This is a genomic window from Phytoactinopolyspora mesophila, assembly GCF_010122465.1.
GTDB classification, from domain to species: domain Bacteria; phylum Actinomycetota; class Actinomycetes; order Jiangellales; family Jiangellaceae; genus Phytoactinopolyspora; species Phytoactinopolyspora mesophila.
Genome location: NZ_WLZY01000004.1, coordinates 43,921 through 64,322 on the forward strand (window position 1 = coordinate 43,921; position 20,402 = coordinate 64,322).

20 protein-coding genes are annotated in these 20,402 nt (G+C 64.5%); 11 read left to right on the plus strand and 9 right to left on the minus strand.

The window, feature by feature from the left end; genetic code table 11:
- Nucleotides 1-59 precede the first annotated feature (59 nt).
- The 5 genes from trxB to F7O44_RS12465 all read left to right on the plus strand — a co-directional run bounded on the left by trxB (nt 60) and on the right by F7O44_RS12465 (nt 5,027).
- Nucleotides 60-1,037 (plus strand): thioredoxin-disulfide reductase, encoded by a 978-nt coding sequence (trxB, locus tag F7O44_RS12445; RefSeq protein ID WP_162450599.1) that lies wholly within the window; start codon nt 60-62, stop codon nt 1,035-1,037.
- Between the two features lie 61 nt (nt 1,038-1,098).
- Nucleotides 1,099-1,422: a thioredoxin gene (gene trxA, locus F7O44_RS12450; RefSeq protein ID WP_162450600.1), complete on the plus strand. Its 324-nt coding sequence runs from the start codon at nt 1,099-1,101 to the stop codon at nt 1,420-1,422.
- 9 nt (nt 1,423-1,431) lie between these two features.
- Nucleotides 1,432-2,568 (plus strand): N-acetylmuramoyl-L-alanine amidase, encoded by a 1,137-nt coding sequence (locus tag F7O44_RS12455; protein WP_162450601.1) that lies wholly within the window; start codon nt 1,432-1,434, stop codon nt 2,566-2,568.
- A gap of 115 nt (nt 2,569-2,683) precedes the next feature.
- Nucleotides 2,684-4,024, plus strand: a complete 1,341-nt coding sequence (locus F7O44_RS12460) for an aminotransferase-like domain-containing protein (protein WP_343073869.1) — start codon at nt 2,684-2,686, stop codon at nt 4,022-4,024.
- Between the two features lie 52 nt (nt 4,025-4,076).
- Nucleotides 4,077-5,027 (plus strand): D-alanine--D-alanine ligase family protein, encoded by a 951-nt coding sequence (locus F7O44_RS12465; RefSeq protein ID WP_162450603.1) that lies wholly within the window; start codon nt 4,077-4,079, stop codon nt 5,025-5,027.
- A gap of 735 nt (nt 5,028-5,762) precedes the next feature.
- On the opposite strand, the gene F7O44_RS12470 is transcribed toward F7O44_RS12465, so the two are convergent.
- From F7O44_RS12470 to rpmH, 9 genes are all read right to left on the minus strand, one after another.
- The gene (locus F7O44_RS12470; protein WP_162450604.1) at nt 5,763-6,062 is read right to left on the minus strand and encodes a hypothetical protein; all 300 of its coding nucleotides are present in this window, start codon (nt 6,060-6,062) and stop codon (nt 5,763-5,765) included.
- A gap of 538 nt (nt 6,063-6,600) precedes the next feature.
- Nucleotides 6,601-7,629: a ParB/RepB/Spo0J family partition protein gene (locus F7O44_RS12475; protein ID WP_162450605.1), complete on the minus strand. Its 1,029-nt coding sequence runs from the start codon at nt 7,627-7,629 to the stop codon at nt 6,601-6,603.
- Nucleotides 7,626-8,600 carry a ParA family protein gene (locus tag F7O44_RS12480; RefSeq protein ID WP_162451003.1) on the minus strand — a complete coding sequence of 325 codons (975 nt, stop codon included), beginning with the start codon at nt 8,598-8,600 and terminating at the stop codon, nt 7,626-7,628. Before F7O44_RS12480 ends, F7O44_RS12475 begins: the two co-directional genes overlap by 4 nt.
- A gap of 212 nt (nt 8,601-8,812) precedes the next feature.
- The gene (gene rsmG / locus F7O44_RS12485; protein ID WP_162450606.1) at nt 8,813-9,382 is read right to left on the minus strand and encodes a 16S rRNA (guanine(527)-N(7))-methyltransferase RsmG; all 570 of its coding nucleotides are present in this window, start codon (nt 9,380-9,382) and stop codon (nt 8,813-8,815) included.
- A gap of 83 nt (nt 9,383-9,465) precedes the next feature.
- Complete coding sequence (locus tag F7O44_RS12490; protein WP_162450607.1) at nt 9,466-9,984, minus strand: Jag family protein; 519 nt, start codon at nt 9,982-9,984, stop codon at nt 9,466-9,468.
- 53 nt (nt 9,985-10,037) lie between these two features.
- Nucleotides 10,038-11,012 carry a membrane protein insertase YidC gene (yidC, locus tag F7O44_RS12495; RefSeq protein WP_222851309.1) on the minus strand — a complete coding sequence of 325 codons (975 nt, stop codon included), beginning with the start codon at nt 11,010-11,012 and terminating at the stop codon, nt 10,038-10,040.
- 6 nt (nt 11,013-11,018) lie between these two features.
- A complete protein-coding gene (yidD, locus tag F7O44_RS32315; protein ID WP_162450608.1) occupies nt 11,019-11,345 on the minus strand; it encodes a membrane protein insertion efficiency factor YidD in 327 nt (108 codons plus the stop codon).
- Nucleotides 11,346-11,696 carry a ribonuclease P protein component gene (gene rnpA / locus F7O44_RS31805; protein WP_162450609.1) on the minus strand — a complete coding sequence of 117 codons (351 nt, stop codon included), beginning with the start codon at nt 11,694-11,696 and terminating at the stop codon, nt 11,346-11,348.
- A 15-nt stretch (nt 11,697-11,711) separates the two neighbouring features.
- Nucleotides 11,712-11,846 carry a 50S ribosomal protein L34 gene (rpmH, locus tag F7O44_RS12510; RefSeq protein WP_162450610.1) on the minus strand — a complete coding sequence of 45 codons (135 nt, stop codon included), beginning with the start codon at nt 11,844-11,846 and terminating at the stop codon, nt 11,712-11,714.
- 493 nt (nt 11,847-12,339) lie between these two features.
- Here rpmH and dnaA point away from each other — a divergent pair, with 493 nt between their 5' ends.
- The 6 genes from dnaA (at nt 12,340) to gyrB (ending at nt 20,335) form a co-directional block, all read left to right on the plus strand.
- Nucleotides 12,340-13,866, plus strand: a complete 1,527-nt coding sequence (gene dnaA / locus F7O44_RS12515) for a chromosomal replication initiator protein DnaA (RefSeq protein ID WP_343073871.1) — start codon at nt 12,340-12,342, stop codon at nt 13,864-13,866.
- A gap of 451 nt (nt 13,867-14,317) precedes the next feature.
- Nucleotides 14,318-15,451, plus strand: a complete 1,134-nt coding sequence (gene dnaN / locus F7O44_RS12520; protein ID WP_162451006.1) for a DNA polymerase III subunit beta — start codon at nt 14,318-14,320, stop codon at nt 15,449-15,451.
- Nucleotides 15,452-15,466: 15 nt separating this feature from the next.
- The gene (gnd, locus tag F7O44_RS12525) at nt 15,467-16,387 is read left to right on the plus strand and encodes a phosphogluconate dehydrogenase (NAD(+)-dependent, decarboxylating) (protein ID WP_162450611.1); all 921 of its coding nucleotides are present in this window, start codon (nt 15,467-15,469) and stop codon (nt 16,385-16,387) included.
- 3 nt (nt 16,388-16,390) lie between these two features.
- Nucleotides 16,391-17,563 carry a DNA replication/repair protein RecF gene (gene recF / locus F7O44_RS12530; protein ID WP_162450612.1) on the plus strand — a complete coding sequence of 391 codons (1,173 nt, stop codon included), beginning with the start codon at nt 16,391-16,393 and terminating at the stop codon, nt 17,561-17,563.
- Nucleotides 17,560-18,087: a DciA family protein gene (locus tag F7O44_RS12535; RefSeq protein ID WP_162450613.1), complete on the plus strand. Its 528-nt coding sequence runs from the start codon at nt 17,560-17,562 to the stop codon at nt 18,085-18,087. The genes recF and F7O44_RS12535 overlap by 4 nt, the downstream gene beginning before the upstream one ends.
- 244 nt (nt 18,088-18,331) lie before the next feature.
- Complete coding sequence (gyrB, locus tag F7O44_RS12540) at nt 18,332-20,335, plus strand: DNA topoisomerase (ATP-hydrolyzing) subunit B (protein ID WP_343073872.1); 2,004 nt, start codon at nt 18,332-18,334, stop codon at nt 20,333-20,335.
- The last annotated feature ends 67 nt before the right edge of the window (nt 20,336-20,402 follow it).

Here is a 20,402-nt window from a genome sequence, read left to right on the forward strand (position 1 = left end):
CGGCGCCTAGGATCCGTTGGGCCAGATGAACTCACGACTCATCCGTGGAAGGCACCAAGGTGACCGAGACTCGACAGCTGATCATCATCGGTTCCGGCCCAGCCGGATACACGGCGGCCGTCTATGCCGCTCGCGCGCGCCTCGATCCTCTCGTTCTGGAGGGAGAGGTCGAGTGGGGCGGTGCCCTGATGAACACCACTGAGGTGGAGAACTATCCCGGATTCCGCGACGGCATCATGGGACCCGCGCTGATGGAAGAGATGCGGGCACAGGCCGAGCGGTTCGGCGCGGAGATCATCACCCGCGACGCCGTGGACGTGGATCTGACCGGTCCCGTCAAGGTCGTCAAGGACGGTGAAGGCAATGAGTACCGCGCCCACGCGGTGATTCTGGCCATGGGCTCGGGCTACCGGAAACTCGGTCTCGAGAACGAGTCGCGGCTGTCCGGACACGGTGTCTCCTGGTGCGCCACCTGCGATGGCTTCTTCTTCCGGGACCAAGACATCGCCGTCGTCGGCGGTGGCGACTCCGCGATCGAAGAGGCGACCTTCCTGACCCGCTTTGCCAGCAAGGTCTATCTCATCCACCGGCGCGACGAACTCCGTGCGTCCAAGGTGATGCAGGAGAGGGCCTTCGCGAACGAGAAGATCGAGTTCGTCTGGAACACCGAGATCGCCGACGTCCTGGGCGAGGAGAAGGTGTCGGGGCTGCTCCTGCGCGACACCCGTACCGGCGCAGAACGTACCCTGGACGTCACCGGACTGTTCGTCGCGATCGGTCACGATCCCCGTTCTGAGCTGGTCAGGGGGCAGGTGGATCTCGATTCGGAAGGCTACGTGCTGGTCGATGCTCCGTCGACGCGCACCAACCTCCCGGGTGTGTTCGCCTCCGGCGACCTCGTCGACCACGTCTATCGGCAGGCCGTCACCGCGGCGGGCACCGGGTGTTCGGCCGCGCTCGATGCGGAGCGGTTCCTTGCCGAGCTGGATCTGACCCCCACGGCTCAGATCGCCGGGTCGGAACTCGTACCGTCCTGACCTTTGTTTCATCCGTCCTTCGGGCCGGCGACACCGCACCATCCATAGTTGAGGAGTACACATGGGAACCATCCAGCACGTGACTGACGCTGACTTCGAAGAGAAGGTCCTGAAGAGTGACAAGCCTGTACTCGTCGACTTCTGGGCTGAGTGGTGCCGGCCGTGCCAGATGATCGCTCCGGTGCTCGAGGAGATTGCCCAATCGCAGGACAACCTCCAGATCGTGAAGCTGAATATCGACGAGAACCCCGCGACGGCGGCTGCCAACCGAGTGACCTCGATTCCGGCGTTGAACGTCTACTCCGGCGGCGAGGTCGTCAAGCAGATCATCGGCGCCAAGCCCAAGTCCCTCCTCCTGAACGAACTCGCCGACTACGTCGGCTAGTCTCGTTCGATGACGACAGTTCGCTACCGCTTGGGCGACACCGGACCTGCCATTTCGGAGATCCGGACCAAACTCACGCTGCTGGGGCTGCTGGACGACACCGCCCCTGGCCCGCACACCTTTGACGAGGACGTTGACCGGGCGGTCCGGCAGTTCCAGCAGGAGCGCGGTCTGACCGTTACCGGCGTCGTCGATGCCACCACCTACCGGGTGCTGGACGAGGCCCGCTGGCGCCTGGGCGACCGGCTGCTCTCGTACGTCGTCGCGAATCCGCAAACGGGCGACGACGTTCTCGCGCTGCAGCGCAGATTGAGCGAACTCGGTTTCGATGTCGGTCAGGTCGACGGTGTCTTCGGTCCGCGTACTGACGAGGCGGTGCGGGAGCTGCAGCGCAACACCGGCCTCACGCCCGACGGAACCTGCGGGCCGAGCACCTTCAAGGCACTTGGCCGGCTGGCCCCGATCGTCACCGGCGGCCGCCCGGACACGCTACGCGCCTCGGAGGCGCTGCGGCGTGCCGGCAAGCGGCTGCCGGGCAAGGTCGTCGTGATCGACCCCGGTCACGGTGGAGCCGACCGCGGAAACACCGGGCACGGTCTCGAGGAGGCCGCCATAGTCGAAGATCTCGGGGCCCGCATCGAAGGTCGGCTGACCGCTACCGGCGTCCAGACGTATCTGACCCGAGGACCTGGCTCCGAGGTCGAGCTCGACGAGATCGGCCGCGCAGAGTTCGCCAACGAGACCGGCGCGAACCTCATGGTCTCGCTGCACGTCGACGCCCATCCGAACCCGTCGGCCTCCGGTGTGTCGACGTACTACTACGGCGGCGACCGCCCGGGCACTATGAGTGCCATCGGCGAGCAGTTCGCCGGATTGATCCAACGCGAGATCGTCGCCCGAACCGACCTGCTCAACTGTCACAGCCATGCCAAGACCTGGGACCTGCTGCGGCACACGAAGATGGCCACCGTGCGGGTAGAGCTCGGATACGTCACCAACGAGAACGACGCCGCGCGGCTCGCAGACCCCGACTTCCGCGACGTCATCGCCGAGGCGATCGTCGTCGCTGTTCAGCGCGTCTACCTGCCTACCGGCGAAGACGCGCCTACGGGCGTGCTCCACCTGGATGATCTCGCTCAGGTGTGATGTGTCATAACCGTGCCCACTAAGCAATGTGCGTTGAGCCACGTTTTGGGGCATTGTTGGTAGCTGGCGGCGATGCTATCCGAGCGTGGTCGACGAGCGAAGGTGGAGGTGTGACGTGGGGCAGGATCCAGACGCGAATCAGAGGACTGCCGAAGCAGCAACACCTGCGACCGGCTCCCGGCTAGATTCATACGTTGACCGCTATGCCACCCGTACTCATGGCATGACCGCCTCAGAGGTCCGCTCGCTGTTCGCCGTGGCCTCCCGGCCGGAGGTCGTGTCCTTGGCCGGCGGCATGCCCAACATCTCGGGTCTACCAATGGATGTCGTCGGCTCGCTGCTGAACAACCTGATCGAGAAGCGCGGCCTGACCGCCCTGCAGTACGGCTCCGGCCAAGGTGACCCCCGCTTGCGGGAGCAGATATGTGAGGTCATGAGTGCTACCGGCGTACGAGGGCATCCGGACGATGTCACCGTCACGGTAGGCTCCCAGCAGGCCTTGGACCTCGTCACCAGGATTTTCATCGATCCGGGCGACGTGATCCTGGCCGAGGCGCCGTCGTACGTCGGTGCGTTGAGCACGTTCCGCTCCTACCAGGCCGAAGTTGTGCATGTGGAGATGGACGACGAAGGTCTCATCCCGGACCGTCTGCGCGAAGCGATCCGCGCGGTGAATGCCAGCGGACGGCGCATCAAGTTCCTGTACACGATTCCCAGCTACCACAACCCGGCCGGAGTCACGCTTCCCGCCGAACGACGCACCGAGATCCTGCGAATCTGCCGGCAAGAGGACCTGCTCATCATCGAGGACGACCCCTACGGTCTACTGGGTTTCGACGGCGAAGTGCCGCGAGCCATGCGGGCCGACGACGACGAAGGGGTGGTGTACCTCGGCTCGTTCTCGAAGACGTTCGCGCCCGGCTTCCGCGTCGGATGGACGCTGGCGCCACATGCCGTACGGGAGAAGCTCGTCCTGGCGGCCGAGAGCAGCGTATTGTGCCCGCCTACCTTCAGTCAGCTGGCGGTCTCGGAATACCTCTCGGGGTATGACTGGCGGGGTCAGGTCAAGGCTTTCCGTGAGCTCTACCGCGAACGGCGTGATGCGATGCTCGGCGCATTGAGTGATCTCATGCCCGAGGGCACGCATTGGACCCACCCGAGCGGTGGCTTCTACGTGTGGCTGACCTTGCCAGAAGGCCTCGACACCAAGGCGATGCTGCCTCGTGCCGTGACCAACCGGGTCGCGTACGTCCCTGGCACCGCCTTCTACGCCGACGGCTTCGGCAGCCGCTCGATGCGGCTGTCCTACTGCTACCCCACACCCGAACGGATCCGTGAAGGCGTGCGACGCCTGGCGCAAGTCGTGGAGCAGGAAGTGGAGCTGCGCACCGCGTTCGGCGCCTCGACGTCGTCGCGCCGGCCCGGACTCGACGCCCCCGCACCGGACCAGAGCTGATCCAGACGCGCCCCGGCTCGAACATCCCTGATTCCAGATGAAAGGCGATCAGATGAGCGATCTCGGCCACGTACTCGTCCTGGCCGGCGGACTCTCCCACGAACGGGACGTCTCGTTACGGTCGGGGCGTCGGGTGGCCGAGGCGCTCCGGGAGATCGGCGTCGACGTCAGCCAGCGTGACGCCGACGCGGATCTCCTGTCGACGCTCGTGAGTGAGCCGCCAGCTGTCGTTTTTCCGCTGCTGCACGGCACTCAGGGCGAAGACGGAGCCATCCAGGAGGTTCTGACCCTGGCCGGGATCCCGTATGTGGGCTCTCCGCCCGGTAGCTGCCGGCAAACCTTCGACAAGCCGGTGGCCAAAGGGCTGCTCGAGGCCGCCGCCCTCAAGACACCCCCCGGGGCGGTGTTGTCTCAGGCCACATTCCGTGATCTGGGCGCAGCAGCACTGCTCGACGCCTTGGTTGCCCGCCTCGGCCTCCCGCTCATAGTCAAGCCAGCCCGCGGCGGGTCATCGCTAGGCACATCGGTCGTGACCGAGGCCGAGAGCCTGCCATCGGCCATGGTGGAGTGTTTCGCCTATGGTCAGGCAGCTATGATAGAACAAAAGATCGATGGAACGGAGATCGCCGTCTCGGTGGTCGACACGGGGTCTGGGCCAAAGGCGCTGCCCGCCGTCGAGATCGTCGCCGAGTCAGGCACGTACGACTACCACGCCCGCTACACCGCCGGCACCACCGAATACTTCGTCCCGGCACGGCTCGGCGACGCCGTGGCCCAAACCGTCGCCGACGCCGCCGTGAAAGCTCACCGAGCCCTCGGCCTCCGGGATCTTTCCCGCACCGACATGATCGTCGACCACCACGGCACGCCCTGGTTGCTCGACGTCAACGTGGCGCCCGGCATGACGGAGACATCATTGCTGCCCCAAGCGGTGCGTGCCGCTGGAATCGGCCTGGGTGATCTCGTGCGAGATCTGCTTGTGGTGGCGTTGAATCGCCGCTGATCATCGCACTTGTCGTTTGAGGCGCTTCTGTCGTGTCCGTGGGCGCAGGCGCCTTGGCGGGTGGTGTGTACGTGGGCGGGTTGGGTGTTGTGGCGCATGCCCGAGCCCTTTTGAGTTCGGGTGGCGTGCCTGCTCGAACCACCGGGCCCACTGAACTGCTCAAGCCGCTGGTGCCGGCGGCCCGTCGTGGTTCACACGACGATCTTCACGACTGGTGTGTGCCCACTCGTGTGAATTCTGACGGCGTACAGCGGCATTGGCTGGCACGACGATCTCCACGACCCCGAATACCGACCCGGCGGCCCGTCGTGATTCACACGACGATCTTCACACCAGCAGCAACCACCCACGAAGGCGACACACCACAGCCAGACCTCGCCGAAAGCCCTTAGGGAACAACCCGCCAGCAGCGGCCCCCACGAACTCACCCACGCATAAGTCACAAGAGCCTCATTTGATCGCCGTGATTCAGCCGACGTCGCCGCCCTGGCAAGCCATCGCCTGGACCTGCTCGAGCATGCGCGCCCAGACCCCCGGCCTTCGACCAGCGGCCGAAGTTCTTGTAGATCGCGTTCCAGTTCCCGAACCGCTCGGGCAACACGTTCACACCTCATCGGAGATCGCGTCACGCGACACAAGCACAAGGCTGCGCCCCGACGACTTCGAAGCCCCTAGCAACACACTGCGAGGCTGACCGAGACTCGTTGCCCGTGCGGACCACGAAGCGTCTACTGGTCAGACGGGATCGGTGAACGAGATCGGCTTGCCGGTGGCGTGGGCATATGCGATCTCCCTACTCGTGGACTCGCCGATATACCCGCCGGGGTTGACGACCAGAACCCGGTCAGCCAGGTCGATCTTGCGCAGGTGGAGCGCGTCCAGCGCGGTCTTCTGCTCGTTGGTGATCAACTCGTCAGCTTCGCCTGGCGCGACGACGATGACACCTGCCAAGGTCAGATCACGGTTCGCCGCACGCATCTCGTCTACGAACCGCGTAGAGCCGCAGATGCAGACGATCTCAGGTCGGTCGGGCACGTCTCAGTCCTTCGGTCGAACGGGAAGGCCGTCAGTGCGCACGGGGTGTTGACAGAGCGGCACACGAGTCAACAGCTTACGCGGCGAGATGGACACCACGCGGCTGCACCGTCGCAGGCGGGAGGCATGGCCCGTACTGGGAATGGCGCTGCTCGACGGCGAAGTCTGGTGTGCGTTCGGCTCGCCAGCTTCCTTGAGCAACACGGCCTGGCTCGAAGCGGCGAGTGTGTGCCCTGGGCGCGTACTCGCGGCGGCGGCCGTTGTTTCACGGGAAACATGCACCGAGACCTTCGGTGTTCTCACCCATGGCGGGGCAGATCACCTCAGCTTCACTCTCGTCGCCCTTCGGGAAGCGTAGCCGCGGCAATCCGCTGAAACTGTGCACTAGATCCAGGAACCAACACGTTGACGCCACTCCCCGGCGGCGCGTCAGGCCGTGGGGTCCCCGCTTCCGCGTGCCTGCACTCGGCGGCGGGGATGTTTCACGGGAAACATGCCGTTCCCGGGACCACGAGCCCGCTGCATAGTGGCCGGGTGCCTAGCTTCCGTTGCTGTCGGGGGCGATCTTGGGGTCGATGGTGCTGACGATCCGGTCAAGGTCTTCGATGCTGGCGAACTCGATCGTGACCTTCCCCTTGCTCCGGCCCAGGTCGACCTTCACCCGGGTCTCGAGCCGATCAGACAGCGCAGATGCGATGTCATTCAGCCGCGGCGCCACCGGCTTCGGGCCTCGCCGCTGCTTGCGGGCCGGTGTGTTGCCGTCGCCGATCGCGACGATCTCTTCAACTGAACGAACACTTAGTCCTTCGGCGACGATCCGTTGAGCCAGCCGCTCCTGGGCACCGCCGTCCTCCAAGCCAAGGAGTGCCCGGGCGTGCCCCGCGGACAACACACCCGCTGCGACCCGACGCTGTACCAAGGGTGGCAACTTCAGCAACCGCAGAGTGTTGGAGATCTGGGGACGGCTCCGGCCGATTCGCCCCGCCAATTCATCGTGTGTGCATGAGAAGTCGTCCAGGAGTTGCTGGTATGCGGCCGCTTCTTCCAGGGGATTGAGCTCGCTCCGGTGCAAATTCTCCAGGAGCGCGTCCCGAAGCATCTCGTCGTCGGACGTCGACCGCACAATCGCGGGCACAGCGGCCAGTCCGGCACGTTGCGAAGCGCGCCAGCGCCGCTCGCCCATGACGAGCTCGAAGTGACCCTCGTCGATCTGCCTCACGACGATTGGCTGGAGGAGCCCGATCTGGCCGATGGAAAACGCCAGCTCCGACATGGCTTCCTCATCGAAGTCCTGGCGCGGTTGCCGGGGGTTTGGCTTAATCGCCTCGATAGGTATCTCAGCAAACGCGGCGCCTGTCACTGGCACTAGGCCGTCATCCGAGGGAGCCGCGCGTGGGGCCGTTTCACGTGAAACAGTGTTGCCGACCTCTTCGGCAATGTGACCGCCAGAAACCGGCTCGGCCTTCAGAACGTCAGCCGGGGCGCTGGGAGCTTGTTGCTCATCCACCGGCCCCGTCGGGATCAGCGCTCCTAACCCACGCCCAAGTCCCCGCCGCCGTTCCGTCATCGCTGATCCCCCGTCGTTCGGTCATCTCTACCAACGCCCCGCTCGGCGATCTCCCGTGCTGCCTCGAGATACGACAGGGCACCGCTCGACCCGGGATCGTACGTCATCACGGTCTGTCCATAGCTGGGCGCCTCGCTGATCCGGACCGAACGTGGCACCGCGCTCTTCAGAACCGTATCCCCGAAATAGCGGCGAACCTCGTCGGCCACCTGGGAGGCCAGACGAGTCCGGCCGTCGTACATCGTCAAGATGATCGTGGATACGGCTAGTTCCTGGTTCAAATGCGCACGCACCATGTCGATGTTCTTGAGCAACTGGCTCAATCCTTCGAGTGCGTAGTACTCGCACTGAATCGGGATCAGCACCTCGTCGCCGCCTACCAGCGCATTCACCGTCAGCAAGCCCAGGGACGGCGGGCAATCGATGAACACGTAGTCATACCGGCCGCCGTCAGCTTTCACGTGTTGCTCGATCGCATCTCGCAGCCGGGCCTCACGGGACACCGTCGAGACGAGCTCGATCTCCGAACCCGCGAGATCGATCGTTGCCGGAACACACCACAACGTCTCGAAACCCTCAACCTGCTGCACGACGCCATCCATCGGATTCTGCTCGATGATCACGTCGTAGATGCTGGGGATCTCCGCGTGGTGGTCGATCCCCAGAGCCGTCGAGGCATTGCCTTGTGGATCGAGGTCGAGCACCAGTACCCGCAGGCCGCTGACGGCCATCGCCGCGGCGAGATTCACGGCCGTCGTCGTCTTGCCGACCCCGCCCTTCTGATTGGCCACCACCATGACCCGCGGGCTGTCCGGCTTGGGCATCGGCATCCGATTGCGGCCGGTGGCGATCAGCGCAGCCGCTGCCTCTCGTGCAATCGGGGTGTCCGAATCCGCGAGCACTCCGGGCCCGCCCACATCGGCAAACTCCGAGGCTCGTCGCGCCGACGAGACCACGTCGTTCTCAACCATCGGGTCGTCACTGCTCACCGGCTCATCCTTCGGGGTTCGTTCCGACTCTTCATGCCTGGACGTCTCGCTGTCCGCGATCCATCCCACAGGGGCGCTCCCCGTCTCCCGGCCGTCCGGCCTGATCTGCGGCCAGCCGAGACCACGCACCACCGACGTCATACTCTCAGGACTTCCTTCCGGGCCGCCCTGCCCCCTGGGCTGTCTCACCTCTGTTAAGCCTTTGTCACTACCGCCACTAACGTAGCCGGATCGACCACATTCTTCCCTACAGTTTCCACGGTCCAAGACGCCGCACCGGCACTTCTCAGACTCGACCGCGCTTTTTGCAGCTCTTCGTGCACTGATTCGCCTTTCAGAGCCACGAGGCGACCGCCAGGGCGAAGCATTGGAGCACTCAAGGTCATCAGATGGCCAACCTTCGCGACCGCCCGCGCGGTGACCACGTCGAACGGAGAAGGAGGCAGGTAGTCCTCGGCTCGTGCACGCACCACGGTCACATGGGGAAGGCCAAGCAGCGCAACTGTCTCAAGTAAGAACTCGGTGCGTCGGAGCATCGGCTCGATCAGCACGATCTCCAGATCGGGGCGAGCAATCGCCAATGCCAGGCCGGGTAAACCTGCACCCGATCCAATGTCGGCCACTTTCTCGCCGTGACCGATCACCTCACCGATCACAGCACAGTTCAGCAAGTGCCGGTCCCACAGGCGAGGCCCCTCGCGCGGGCCTATGAGCCCACGCTCGATGCCAGCCTCGGCCAGCCACGATACATATCTCTCCGCCATCGGCAGTCTGGAGCCGAAGACGGTGGTCGCGCCCCCCGGCGGCGCGCCAGTTTCACGTGAAACCGAGGGCTCAGACCCTGGCGTCACGCCGGCAGAACCACCACATATCGGCGCGGCTCCGCACCCTCCGACTCGCTCCGCAAGCCTGCGTCGGCGACGGCGTCGTGAATGACCTTGCGTTCGAAGGGCGTCATCGCCCCCAGCGACTCCGGCTCACCGGAGGCACGCACCGTCTCGACCGCACGCTTCGCAAGCTCAACCAGCTCACTCTTGCGTTGTGCCCGGAAGCCACCGATGTCCAGCATCAACCGGCTACGCTCGCCTGTCTCTCGTAGTACAGCGAGCCTGGTCAGGTCCTGCAGCGCATCCAGCACTTCGCCGTCTGGACCAGCCAGCGAACCCAGGTCGTCGCCCACCACCGAGACCACCGCGCGGTCGTTCTCAACGTCCAGGTCGATATCGCCGTCCATGTCGGCGATATCGAGTAGCCCTTCCAGATAGTCCGCAGCCACATCGCCCTCGTGTTCGAGCTGGCTCAGCTCGGGCTTCTTCTCCGCTTCGACGTCCTGAACCGCTGCCGCGCCCGCGTCCGCATCACTCACCAATGACTCCTCAAGAACTGAACTCGTCCAACGCGCCGACCGTGAACCGGTGACTACTTACGCTTCTTCTTCCGCTGCGACTTACTTGCCCGCTGCGTATTGCCCGTCCGCTGCGATCTACTTGTCCGCTTGGGCTGTTGGCGCCGGACCTCACCGTTCTCCTGTCCTGCTTCGACCTCCGGAGCGGCCTCAGGCTCAGCCACCGTCAGCCCTTTACGGCGTGCCTTCTCCGCCTGGCGACGCTGCTGGGCCATCTCGGCATCGCTGCCCGGCGCCGGCATCCGGCGGATCACATAGAGCTGCTGACCCATGGTCCAGAAGTTCGACGTGAGCCAGTAAAGCACGGTGCCCAGCGGGAAGTAGACACCCGAGAAGAGGAAGACCAGAGGCAGCACATACAGCAAGATCTTCTGTTGCTGCGCGAACGGACCTTCCAGGGCCTCCTTCGGCATGTTCTTGCGCATGATCTGCCGCTGGGTGATGTACTGCGATACCACCATGCCGACCACCATGATCATCGCGAGCACACGGGTCTGCATGACGTCAGTGGTGAGGAAAGAGTCCGCCAGGCGGGCACCGAAGACCTCAGCGCGGCCAGCCGATTCGAAGAGGCCGAGGTGGTCGGCGAAAGCTCCACGCGGCCGGTCGCGCGCGATGCCGTCCAGCACGCGGAACAGCGAGAACAGGAACGGCGCCTGCAGCAGGATCGGCAGGCAAGAAGCGAAGGGGTTGGTCCCGGTCTTCTTGTAGAGCTTCATCATCTCCTGCTGGAGACGTTCCCGATCGCCCTTGTACTTCTTCTGCAGCTCACGTAGCTGAGGCTGCAACAGCTGCATCTTTCGCTGCGACCGGATCTGCCGCACGAAAAGCGGGATCAGCAGGATACGAATAACGATAACGAGACCGATGATCGACAGCGCCCAGTTCACGCCGTCGTGGTCGATGCCTATCAGCTCCGCGAAGACCCAATGCCAGCCGATCATGATCCAGCTGACCAGCCACAACAACGGCGAAAGAATGGTATCCACGGGTGCTCAGGCTCCTCGGCAAACAGAGATTTCAGAGACGGGCGTGATCCGAGTGTCTTCGATCGAGGACTCGTCCTCGCCATCGGTTCCGGCGGCGCGGCCCCACCAAAGGTAATTGGCCCGCGTTGGCACCAGGTCTACTCCGCCTTCGCACCAGGGATGGCAACGACCCAGCCGGCGCAGCGATAACCAGCTACCACGCACAGCGCCGTGGGTCTCCAGGGAACCTAGGGCATAGGCCGAACACGACGGGTAGTAGCGGCACGTCGGGCCATACAGCTGGCTCGAGATCAGCCGATACAGCTTCAGAACAGCGATCAGCAACCGGGACATCTACCGACTCCGTGCCCGATTGAACGCACTCGAAAGTGCTCGTTGAAGATCAGCGCCCATGGATTCGCTCGACAATCCGGCCGCTCCGGGAAGCGCCCGGACGACCACTGTGGAGCCATGGGGGATTTGGTCCATCCGGCTCGCCATTTGATGACGCAGCCGACGGCGCACGGTGTTGCGGACCACGGCGCCTCCTACTGCACGTCCCACGACAAAGCCCACCTTTGCCGGGCTCGAATCTTCTGTCACGGCCGCGTGCACGACCACCGAAGCCGCCCGAGCCGCCGATCCGCGCCGGACTGTCCGAGTGAAATCACGGGACCGGCGAAGGCGGTGCTCCGACTTCAGCAACCTCGTCTGGCCGAGTCAGGCGGACAGCTGCGAGCGGCCCTTGCGCCGGCGCGAAGCGACGATGGCGCGACCAGCGCGCGTACGCATACGCAGCCGGAAGCCGTGGGTACGGGCACGACGGCGGTTATTCGGCTGGAAGGTGCGCTTCACGTCCGGGCTCCTGAAGTCGATAGACAAGCTGTCTGTGGGTACACGTTACGGTCTGTCCGACGATACGCGTTCTCTGGTGCCGGGAACCATCGTGTCTTAGGCACACTGATAAAAGCCCCCCGTCGGACCGATTAACGGTACGCGCTCACGGCACTTCAGGTCAAACTGCCAGCATTCTGCCCTTCAGCATCACGCAAACCCGCTAGCATCTCACTCAACCAAAGCATGACAGGATAGCGACACGCCCATGAGACTTGTACGTACCTGTGGACATCGGTTGAACGCTTGGCCGCATGTTGTTAGCGTCACGTGTTCCACAGGACGGTCGATCAAGGCCTGAGCCGATCTTCACCAGGACGCATCGGAGCAGGTCAACGAGAGAAAGACGGCTCGTCGTATACGCGACACGCACCTCTCCACATCCTGTGGAGGACGGTGTGGACAACATATTACGGGGGGTGGCGTCCCAAGCGCTGCCAGTTTGGAGTATGGAGTGACCGATCAACCGATCGGCGACTTCACCGTCGCCTGGGCCAAGGCCCTCGATGCGCTTGACGGCGAGCACGTCGGGCCCCAGCAGCGTGCGTTCCTTGCCCAGGCCCGGCCGGTCACGCTCGTCGAGGGCACCGCCGTGATTGCCGTGCCAAGCGAATTCGCTCGCTCTCAGATAGAGCAGCGGCTGCGGGGTCCGCTCATCGAAGCGCTCACCATCGTGCTGGGGCAGCCGATATCGCTGGCCATCAGCGTCACGCCGCTGCCCGAAGCTCATCATGGCAACGGCGCCTTGCCCGACGGTTCGGAGTATCACGGGGAGTCCACGTCCCCGCTCGCCGACGGTCCAGGTCCCGGATCGCGCCTGGGGCCTGGCGCTGACTCCGAACCTGCCATGCCTGGCCGTCATCAGGCCGCTTCGGCCCACGGTGAGCTCTCCGGCGCCCCCGACGTGCCACCGCACCGCGTCTCCGCCCGCCCCGAGGCCGAGGCACCGCACCTGAACAGCCGGTACAGTTTCGATTCGTTCGTCATCGGTTCGAGCAATCGATTCGCACATGCCGCCGCCGTCGCCGTCGCCGAAGCACCAGGCAAGGCGTACAACCCGCTACTCGTATACGGCGAGTCCGGGCTCGGCAAGACGCATCTGCTCCACGCGATAGGCCACTATGCGCGCGACATGTATCCCGGCACCCGGGTTCGGTACGTGAGCTCCGAAGAGTTCACCAACGACTTCATCAACTCGATCCGAGACGACAAAGCTTCGGCCTTCCAGCGGCGGTACCGGGATGTCGATGTCTTGCTCATCGACGACATCCAGTTCCTCGAGGGCAAAATCCAGACGCAGGAAGAGTTCTTCCACACGTTCAACACCCTCCATAACGCCAGCAAGCAGATCGTGATTACCTCTGACCGGCCGCCCAAGCAACTATCGGCCCTCGAAGACCGCCTGCGTAACCGCTTCGAATGGGGACTGATCTGCGATGTGCAGCCGCCGGACCTCGAGACCCGGATCGCGATCCTGTCGAAGAAGGCCGCACAGGACAACCTCAACGCCCCGCCCGACGTCCTCGAGTACATCGCCAGCCGGATCGCCACCAATATCCGCGAACTCGAAGGTGCTCTCATCCGGGTCACGGCCTTCGCCAGCCTCAACCGGCAACCTGTAGAGATCACGCTGGCTGAAGTCGTCCTCCGCGATCTAGTGCCCACTGACAGCGGCCCGGAGATCACCGCCGCGACCATCATGGCCCAGACCGCCGGCTACTTCGGATTGACTATCGAGGACATCCAGGGAACCAGCCGCAGCCGGGTGCTTGTCACAGCCCGCCAGATCGCCATGTATCTGTGCCGCGAACTCACCGATCTCTCGCTTCCGAAGATCGGACAGCACTTCGGTGGCCGGGATCACACCACCGTCATGCATGCCGAACGCAAGATCCGCACCCTGATGGCCGAGCGCAGAAGCGTTTTCAACCAGGTCACCGAGTTGACCAACCGAATCAAGCAACAGGCCCGGCAGACATGACCCGCAGCGCGCCCAGAGCCACGGATTTCTTGAGGTTCCTGTCCTCACAGGATGTGGACAACCCTGTGGACACTTGTGCGGACTCGGTGGAGTGTCGGGGGAAATCAACATTCTTGTCGTGGACGGACCTCTGCTGTGCACGTAGCGCACCGGCCGCACCCACAGCCCTCGTGGACAGCCATTCGCACTCCTACCTGCATCGTTCTAGCTTGTCCACAGTTTCCACCAACGCTATGGCCAAGACGAGTCCCTCTATGACTTATGACGAACCACAACTTCTGCCCGGCCCGCTCGGTGTGGAAAGCCGATTCGTACCCCTGCCAAACTCTTCAGGGCATCCCGCACACGTGTCGGCCACGCGTGCAAGGATGACTGCCATCAACACCCATCACTCACAGACCACGCATAGAACATCCGGCGGGCTTGTCCTGCGGGGAGGACGGTGAAACCGGTGAAGTTCCGGCTCGAACGCGACATACTTGCCGACGCCGTCGCTTGGACGGCTCGGGCTCTGCCCAATCGGCCGACGGTTCCGGTCCTGGCCGGCCTCCGGCTCGACGCCTCCGAGGGCGAAGTCGCCTTTTCCTCGTTTGATTACGAGGTCTCGGGAAAGGTATCCGTCAGCGCCGAGGTCGCTGACCCAGGTACCGTCCTTGTGTCGGGCAAGCTCTTGGCCGACATCGCGCGTTCCCTTCCGGCCAAGCCGGTCGAGTTCTCCGCTGACGGCTCAAAAGTAGTGATCACCTGCGGAAACGCCCGGTTCACGCTCGTAACGCTCCCAGTTGAGGAGTACCCCGAGCTGCCCTCGCTGCCCGCCGCATCGGGCACTGTCGACGGCAGCCTCTTCGCCGAGGCCGTCACCCAGGTAGCCGTTGCCGCGGGGAGGGACGACATGCTGCCCACCCTCACCGGTATCCGCATCGAGATCGAGGGCGAAACGGTCACGCTCGGGGCCACCGACCGGTACCGGCTAGCCGTCAGGGAGCTCACGTGGAACCCGGGCCGCCCAGATCTGTCGGCCCTGGCCCTGGTGCCCGCGCGTACCCTGGTCGACGCCGCGAAGACGCTCGCGCCGGCTGGTGAGATCACTTTGGCACTCGGTAGTGAGTCCGAAGACAGCCTCATCGGGCTCGCTGCCGGAGGTAGGCACACCACAAGCAGGCTCATCGATGGGGAATGGGTTCCCAACTACCGCCGGCTGTTCCCTGCCGAGGTCGCCACGGTGGCGAAGGTCGAGATCGACGCCCTGATCGATTCGGTGAAACGAGTCGCCTTGGTCGCTGAGCGCAACACGCCGGTCAGGCTGGCCTTCGACGACGGCCAGGTCGTTCTCGAGGCCGGTAGTGGCGAGGACGCCCAGGCGTCGGAGGCTCTTCAAGCCCACGTCGACGGACCAGCCATCGCCACCGGCTTCAACCCGACCTACCTGCTCGACGGTTTGCAGGCCCTCGGCACGCCCTTCGTCCACATGTCGTTCACCGACACCCCACTGAAGCCCGTGGTGGTCGAAGGGATCGATAGCCTGGAGAGCCAACCGTCGTCCGGCTACCGGTATCTGGCGATGCCCATCCGGTTGTCGAGTTAGAAGGGAAACACGTACGTGGAGCTTGGCCTCGTCGGTCTCGGCCGCATGGGCGGCAATATGAGAGATCGCCTCCGTGCGGCAGGTCACACAGTCATCGGCTACGCCCTCGATCCAGAGACCACTGATGTCAACAGTTTGGCTGACATGGTGAAACAGCTGCCGCAGCCGCGCGCGGTTTGGGTCATGGTGCCGGCCGGCGAGCCCACCCGTTCCACCATCACCGAACTCGCCGGCCTCCTCAGCACCGGCGACATCGTCATCGAGGGCGGCAACTCCCGGTTCACCGACGACGTCGAACATGCGGCACTGCTGCGCGAGCATGGCATCGGTTACGTCGACTGCGGTGTATCCGGTGGTGTATGGGGCCGGGAGAACGGCTACGGCCTGATGGTGGGCGGTTCACCCGAAGATGTCCAGCGTCTGACGCCCATCTTCGACGCACTCCGGCCTGAAGGCGCACGTGAGGACGGATTCGTCCACGCAGGCGGCGTCGGCGCCGGTCACTACGCCAAGATGGTCCACAACGGCATCGAGTACGGCTTGATGCAGGCATATGCCGAGGGCTTCGAACTGCTGGCGGCCTCCGACGTCGTCTCCGATGTGCCGGGTGTACTCAAAGCGTGGTCGAAGGGCACGGTCGTTCGGTCGTGGCTGCTCGACCTACTCGTCGACGCCCTCGATGAAGACCCCGAGCTCGCCGGCCTCACGGGATACGTCGAAGACTCCGGTGAAGGCCGATGGACGGTTGAGGAAGCCATCAACAACTCCGTACCGGCGCCGGTCATCACGGCCGCACTGTTCGCTAGGTTCGCCTCCCGGCAGGAAGACTCGCCGGCGATGCGCGCTGTCGCGGCCTTGCGGCAGCAGTTCGGCGGCCACGCCGTACGCCGTGTGGAGCCGGGCGACGCCTCCGGTCCTCCGGGCACAGCTAGCTGACCGATGTACGTCAGCCACTTGTCGCTGGTCGACTTCCGCTCATACGGCGAGGTCGAACTCCCACTCGACAGCGGCGTCACCGCGTTCATCGGTCCCAACGGGCAGGGCAAAACCAACCTGGTGGAAGCCGTCGGCTATCTCGCGAGCCTCGGCAGCCACCGGGTTGCTCAAGACGCGCCGTTGGTCCGGCTCGGCGCGGAGCGAGCCATAGTCCGCGCCAACGTGGCCAGCGCCGCCGACCCAGATAGCCGGCCGTCGCTCGTCGAAATCGAGATCACGCCGGGCAAGGCCAACCGCGCACGCCTCAACCGCTCCCCGGTCAGTCGTCCGCGCGACGTGCTCGGAATTTTGCGCACTGTGCTCTTCGCTCCGGAAGACCTGGCATTGGTCAAAGGTGATCCTGGAGATCGGCGCAGGTACCTCGACGAGCTCCTGGTCGCTCGCGCGCCGCGGTACGCCGGCGTCCGTTCCGACTACGAGCGCGTGCTCAAACAGCGCAACGCCCTGCTCAAGTCCGCCGGCGCGGCGATGCGGGCCAGCCGGGGCGGTTCAGGGAGAGCACCTGATCTCAGCACACTGGACGTCTGGGATACCCACCTGGCCCAAGCCGGAGCTGAGTTGCTCGCGGCGCGCCTTGAGCTGGTGGAAGCTCTGCGTCCGTTGGCGGCCAAGGCCTACGAATCCGTCGCGGCCGCGGAGGCCGGCACCGGCAACACAGACATCAGACTCGACTACAGGTCTTCTCTGGGCGCCGGTGTCGAGCTCGTTCCCGACCGCACCCATCTCGCCGCGGCCATAACGGAGGCCGCTGGTCAGCGGCGCAAGGACGAGATCGAGCGGGGGGTGTCCCTGATCGGACCACATCGTGATGATCTCGTACTCGGGCTCGGCCCGATGCCAGCCAAGGGGTACGCGAGCCACGGCGAGTCCTGGTCATTCGCCTTGGCACTGCGGCTCGCCTCGTTCGAGCTTCTCCGCACCATCGGCACCGATCCCGTGCTCATCCTGGACGATGTCTTCGCCGAACTCGATACCGGACGCCGGCAACGGCTGGCCGAGCTTGTCTCCTCAGCTGAGCAGGTCTTGGTGACCGCCGCCGTGCCGGCCGACGTCCCGGAGTCGCTCAGCGGAGCCAGATACAACGTCCTCGACGGTGCGGTCCGGAAGGCAGCATGAGCGACAAATGGGATCCCGACGGCGTTGACCTCGCCAAAGCGCTGGTTGCGCGGGCCAAGGCGAACGGCCGCGCCGGCGGAGCCAGGCGCCGGAGCCGGGTCGGGCGACGGTCCAGCACCGGCGTCAACGCCTCGTCGGGTACCGGGTGGAGCGGCCCTGGTCATGATGACCGTGATCCACAATCCCTGGCCGCAGCTGTGGAAAAGCTGGCGAACGAGCACGGCTGGGAAGAAGACCTGTCGGTGCACGGTGTCATCGCACGGTGGGACGAGCTCGTCGGCCCGGACGTCGCGGCGCACGTCACCCCCGAACGATACGAGGACACCGTGCTCACGGTGCGCGCCGATTCCACTGCCTGGGCGACCCAGGTGCGCCTGCTCGCGCAAGAACTGGTCCGGCGTCTCAATACGGCCGTGGGCCACGGCACGGTGACCCGCGTCGAGGTGCAGGGACCTCAAGGCCGGAGCTGGACCAAGGGCCGGAGGAGTGTGCCGGGCCGGGGCCCGAGGGACACCTACGGGTGAGCCTCGGGCGCCACTCTTTCTCTGCGGCCTGCTGGCGTGATCGGAAGGTTAGTGCGCGTATGGGGGCTAACCGACGGTGATCTATGCCGTCCAAACAGCATTTCTGGGCCGCTCAGGCAGCGTTCACGTCGATCGACAGGGTAGACTTGGAAGGTCCAAACAGGCCGCTCGGTCTCCTGGGGCTCTCAGCGGCCTTCAGGCGAGCTGGGCGGGCTGTGCACTTTCCGGCAGGAGGTCCCCGTTCGTGACGGACGACATCGCGTCCTACGATGCTAGCGACATCACCGTTCTCGAGGGTCTCGAGGCAGTCCGCAAACGTCCCGGTATGTACATCGGATCAACCGGTGAGCGCGGACTTCATCATTTAGTCTACGAGGTTGTCGACAACTCAGTCGACGAGGCACTCGCCGGCGTATGCGACACCATCGGGGTCACCTTGCTAGCCGACGGAGGCGTCCGCGTTTCCGACAACGGCCGCGGCATCCCGGTTACCGAGCATCCGATCGAGAAGAAGCCGGCCGTCGAGCTCGTTCTTACTCAGCTTCATGCCGGAGGCAAGTTCGGTGGTGGCGGCTACAAGGTTTCCGGTGGGCTGCACGGTGTCGGCGTCTCCGTCGTCAATGCGTTGTCCTCCAAGCTCGAGGTCGAGATCATTCGCGACGGCTTCCGCTGGACACAGACATACATTTACGGCGTTCCGGCCGCCCCCCTGCTGCGCAACGAGCCCGCGGAGGGCTCTGGCACCACGGTGACGTTCTGGGCTGACGGCGAGATCTTCGAGACCACGTCGTACGACTTCGAGACACTCTCGACGCGATTTCGGGAGTACGCCTTCCTCAACAAAGGCCTGAACCTCACGTTGCGGGACGAGCGCCCGGAAGGTATGGACGAAGGCGCCGACGAGGACGTCGAGACCGAGGACTCCGGCGGGCCGCGCGAGGTGCGCTACGAGTACGCCGACGGACTCGTCGACTACGTGAAACACCTCAATGCCGCGAAGAGCCCGGTGCACCGCACCATCATCTCTTTCGAGGCGGAGTCCGAGGACGGCGACGGCCAGGCCATGAGCCTGGAGATGGCGATGCAGTGGAACGACCAATTCACCGAGTCGGTCCATACCTTCGCCAACACGATCAACACGCACGAAGGTGGCACTCACGAAGAGGGGTTCCGGGCGGCGCTGACTTCTCTGCTCAACCGTTTCGCGCGGGACTGGGGTGTGCTCAAGGAGAAGGACCCCAACCTGACCGGTGACGACGTCCGGGAAGGCCTGACCGCCATCATCAGTATCAAACTCGCTGAGCCGCAGTTCGAAGGACAGACCAAGACAAAACTCGGCAACACCGAGGCGAAGAGCTTCGTGCAGCGAGTGTTCTACGAACAGATGGGCTCGTGGTTCGAACAGAATCCGGCCGACGGCAAACTCATTGCCCGGAAGGCACAAAGCGCCGCGGTCGCGAGGGTGGCCGCCCGCAAGGCCCGCGACGCCGCCCGCAGCCGTAAAGGCTTGATGGGAGGCGCCGGACTTCCCGGCAAGCTGGCGGATTGCCAGTCCACCAACCCGGACGAGTGCGAGCTCTTCATCGTCGAGGGAGACTCCGCCGGCGGTCCGGCCAAGCAGGGCCGCGACCCCAAGATCCAGGCGATCCTGCCGATCCGCGGAAAGATCCTCAACGTCGAAAAGGCCCGGATCGACCGGATTCTGCAGAACCAAGAAGTCCAGGCGATCATCAACGCCCTCGGCACTGGTATCCACGAGGACTTCGACATCAACCGGCTGCGCTATCACAAGATCGTGCTGATGGCCGATGCCGACGTCGACGGCAAGCACATCCAGACGCTGCTGCTGACGTTGCTGTTCCGGTTCATGCGCCCAGTCGTCGAACGTGGCCACGTCTTCCTCGCGCAGCCCCCGTTGTACAAGCTCAAGTGGGTCGGCCGGGACGTCCCCCACGAGTACGCCTACTCCGACCGCGAGCGAGACGCTCTCATCGCGGCGGGACAAGAAGCGGGTAAACGGCTACCAAAAGACGACGGCCAGCAGCGATACAAGGGTCTCGGTGAGATGAACGATGACGAGCTGTGGGACACCACCATGGACCCCGACCAGCGGCTTCTGCTGCAGGTGACGCTCGACGACGCCGCCCAGGCCGACGAAGTATTCAGCACCTTGATGGGCGAGGACGTCGAGAGCCGGCGGAAATTCATTCAGCGCAACGCCCGCGACGTCCGGTTCCTGGATATCTAGAAGTGTCCGGGCAAGGAACAAGCAGACAACCAGGTGTGACGACCAAGACGCAGGTCGTCCCGTTCGC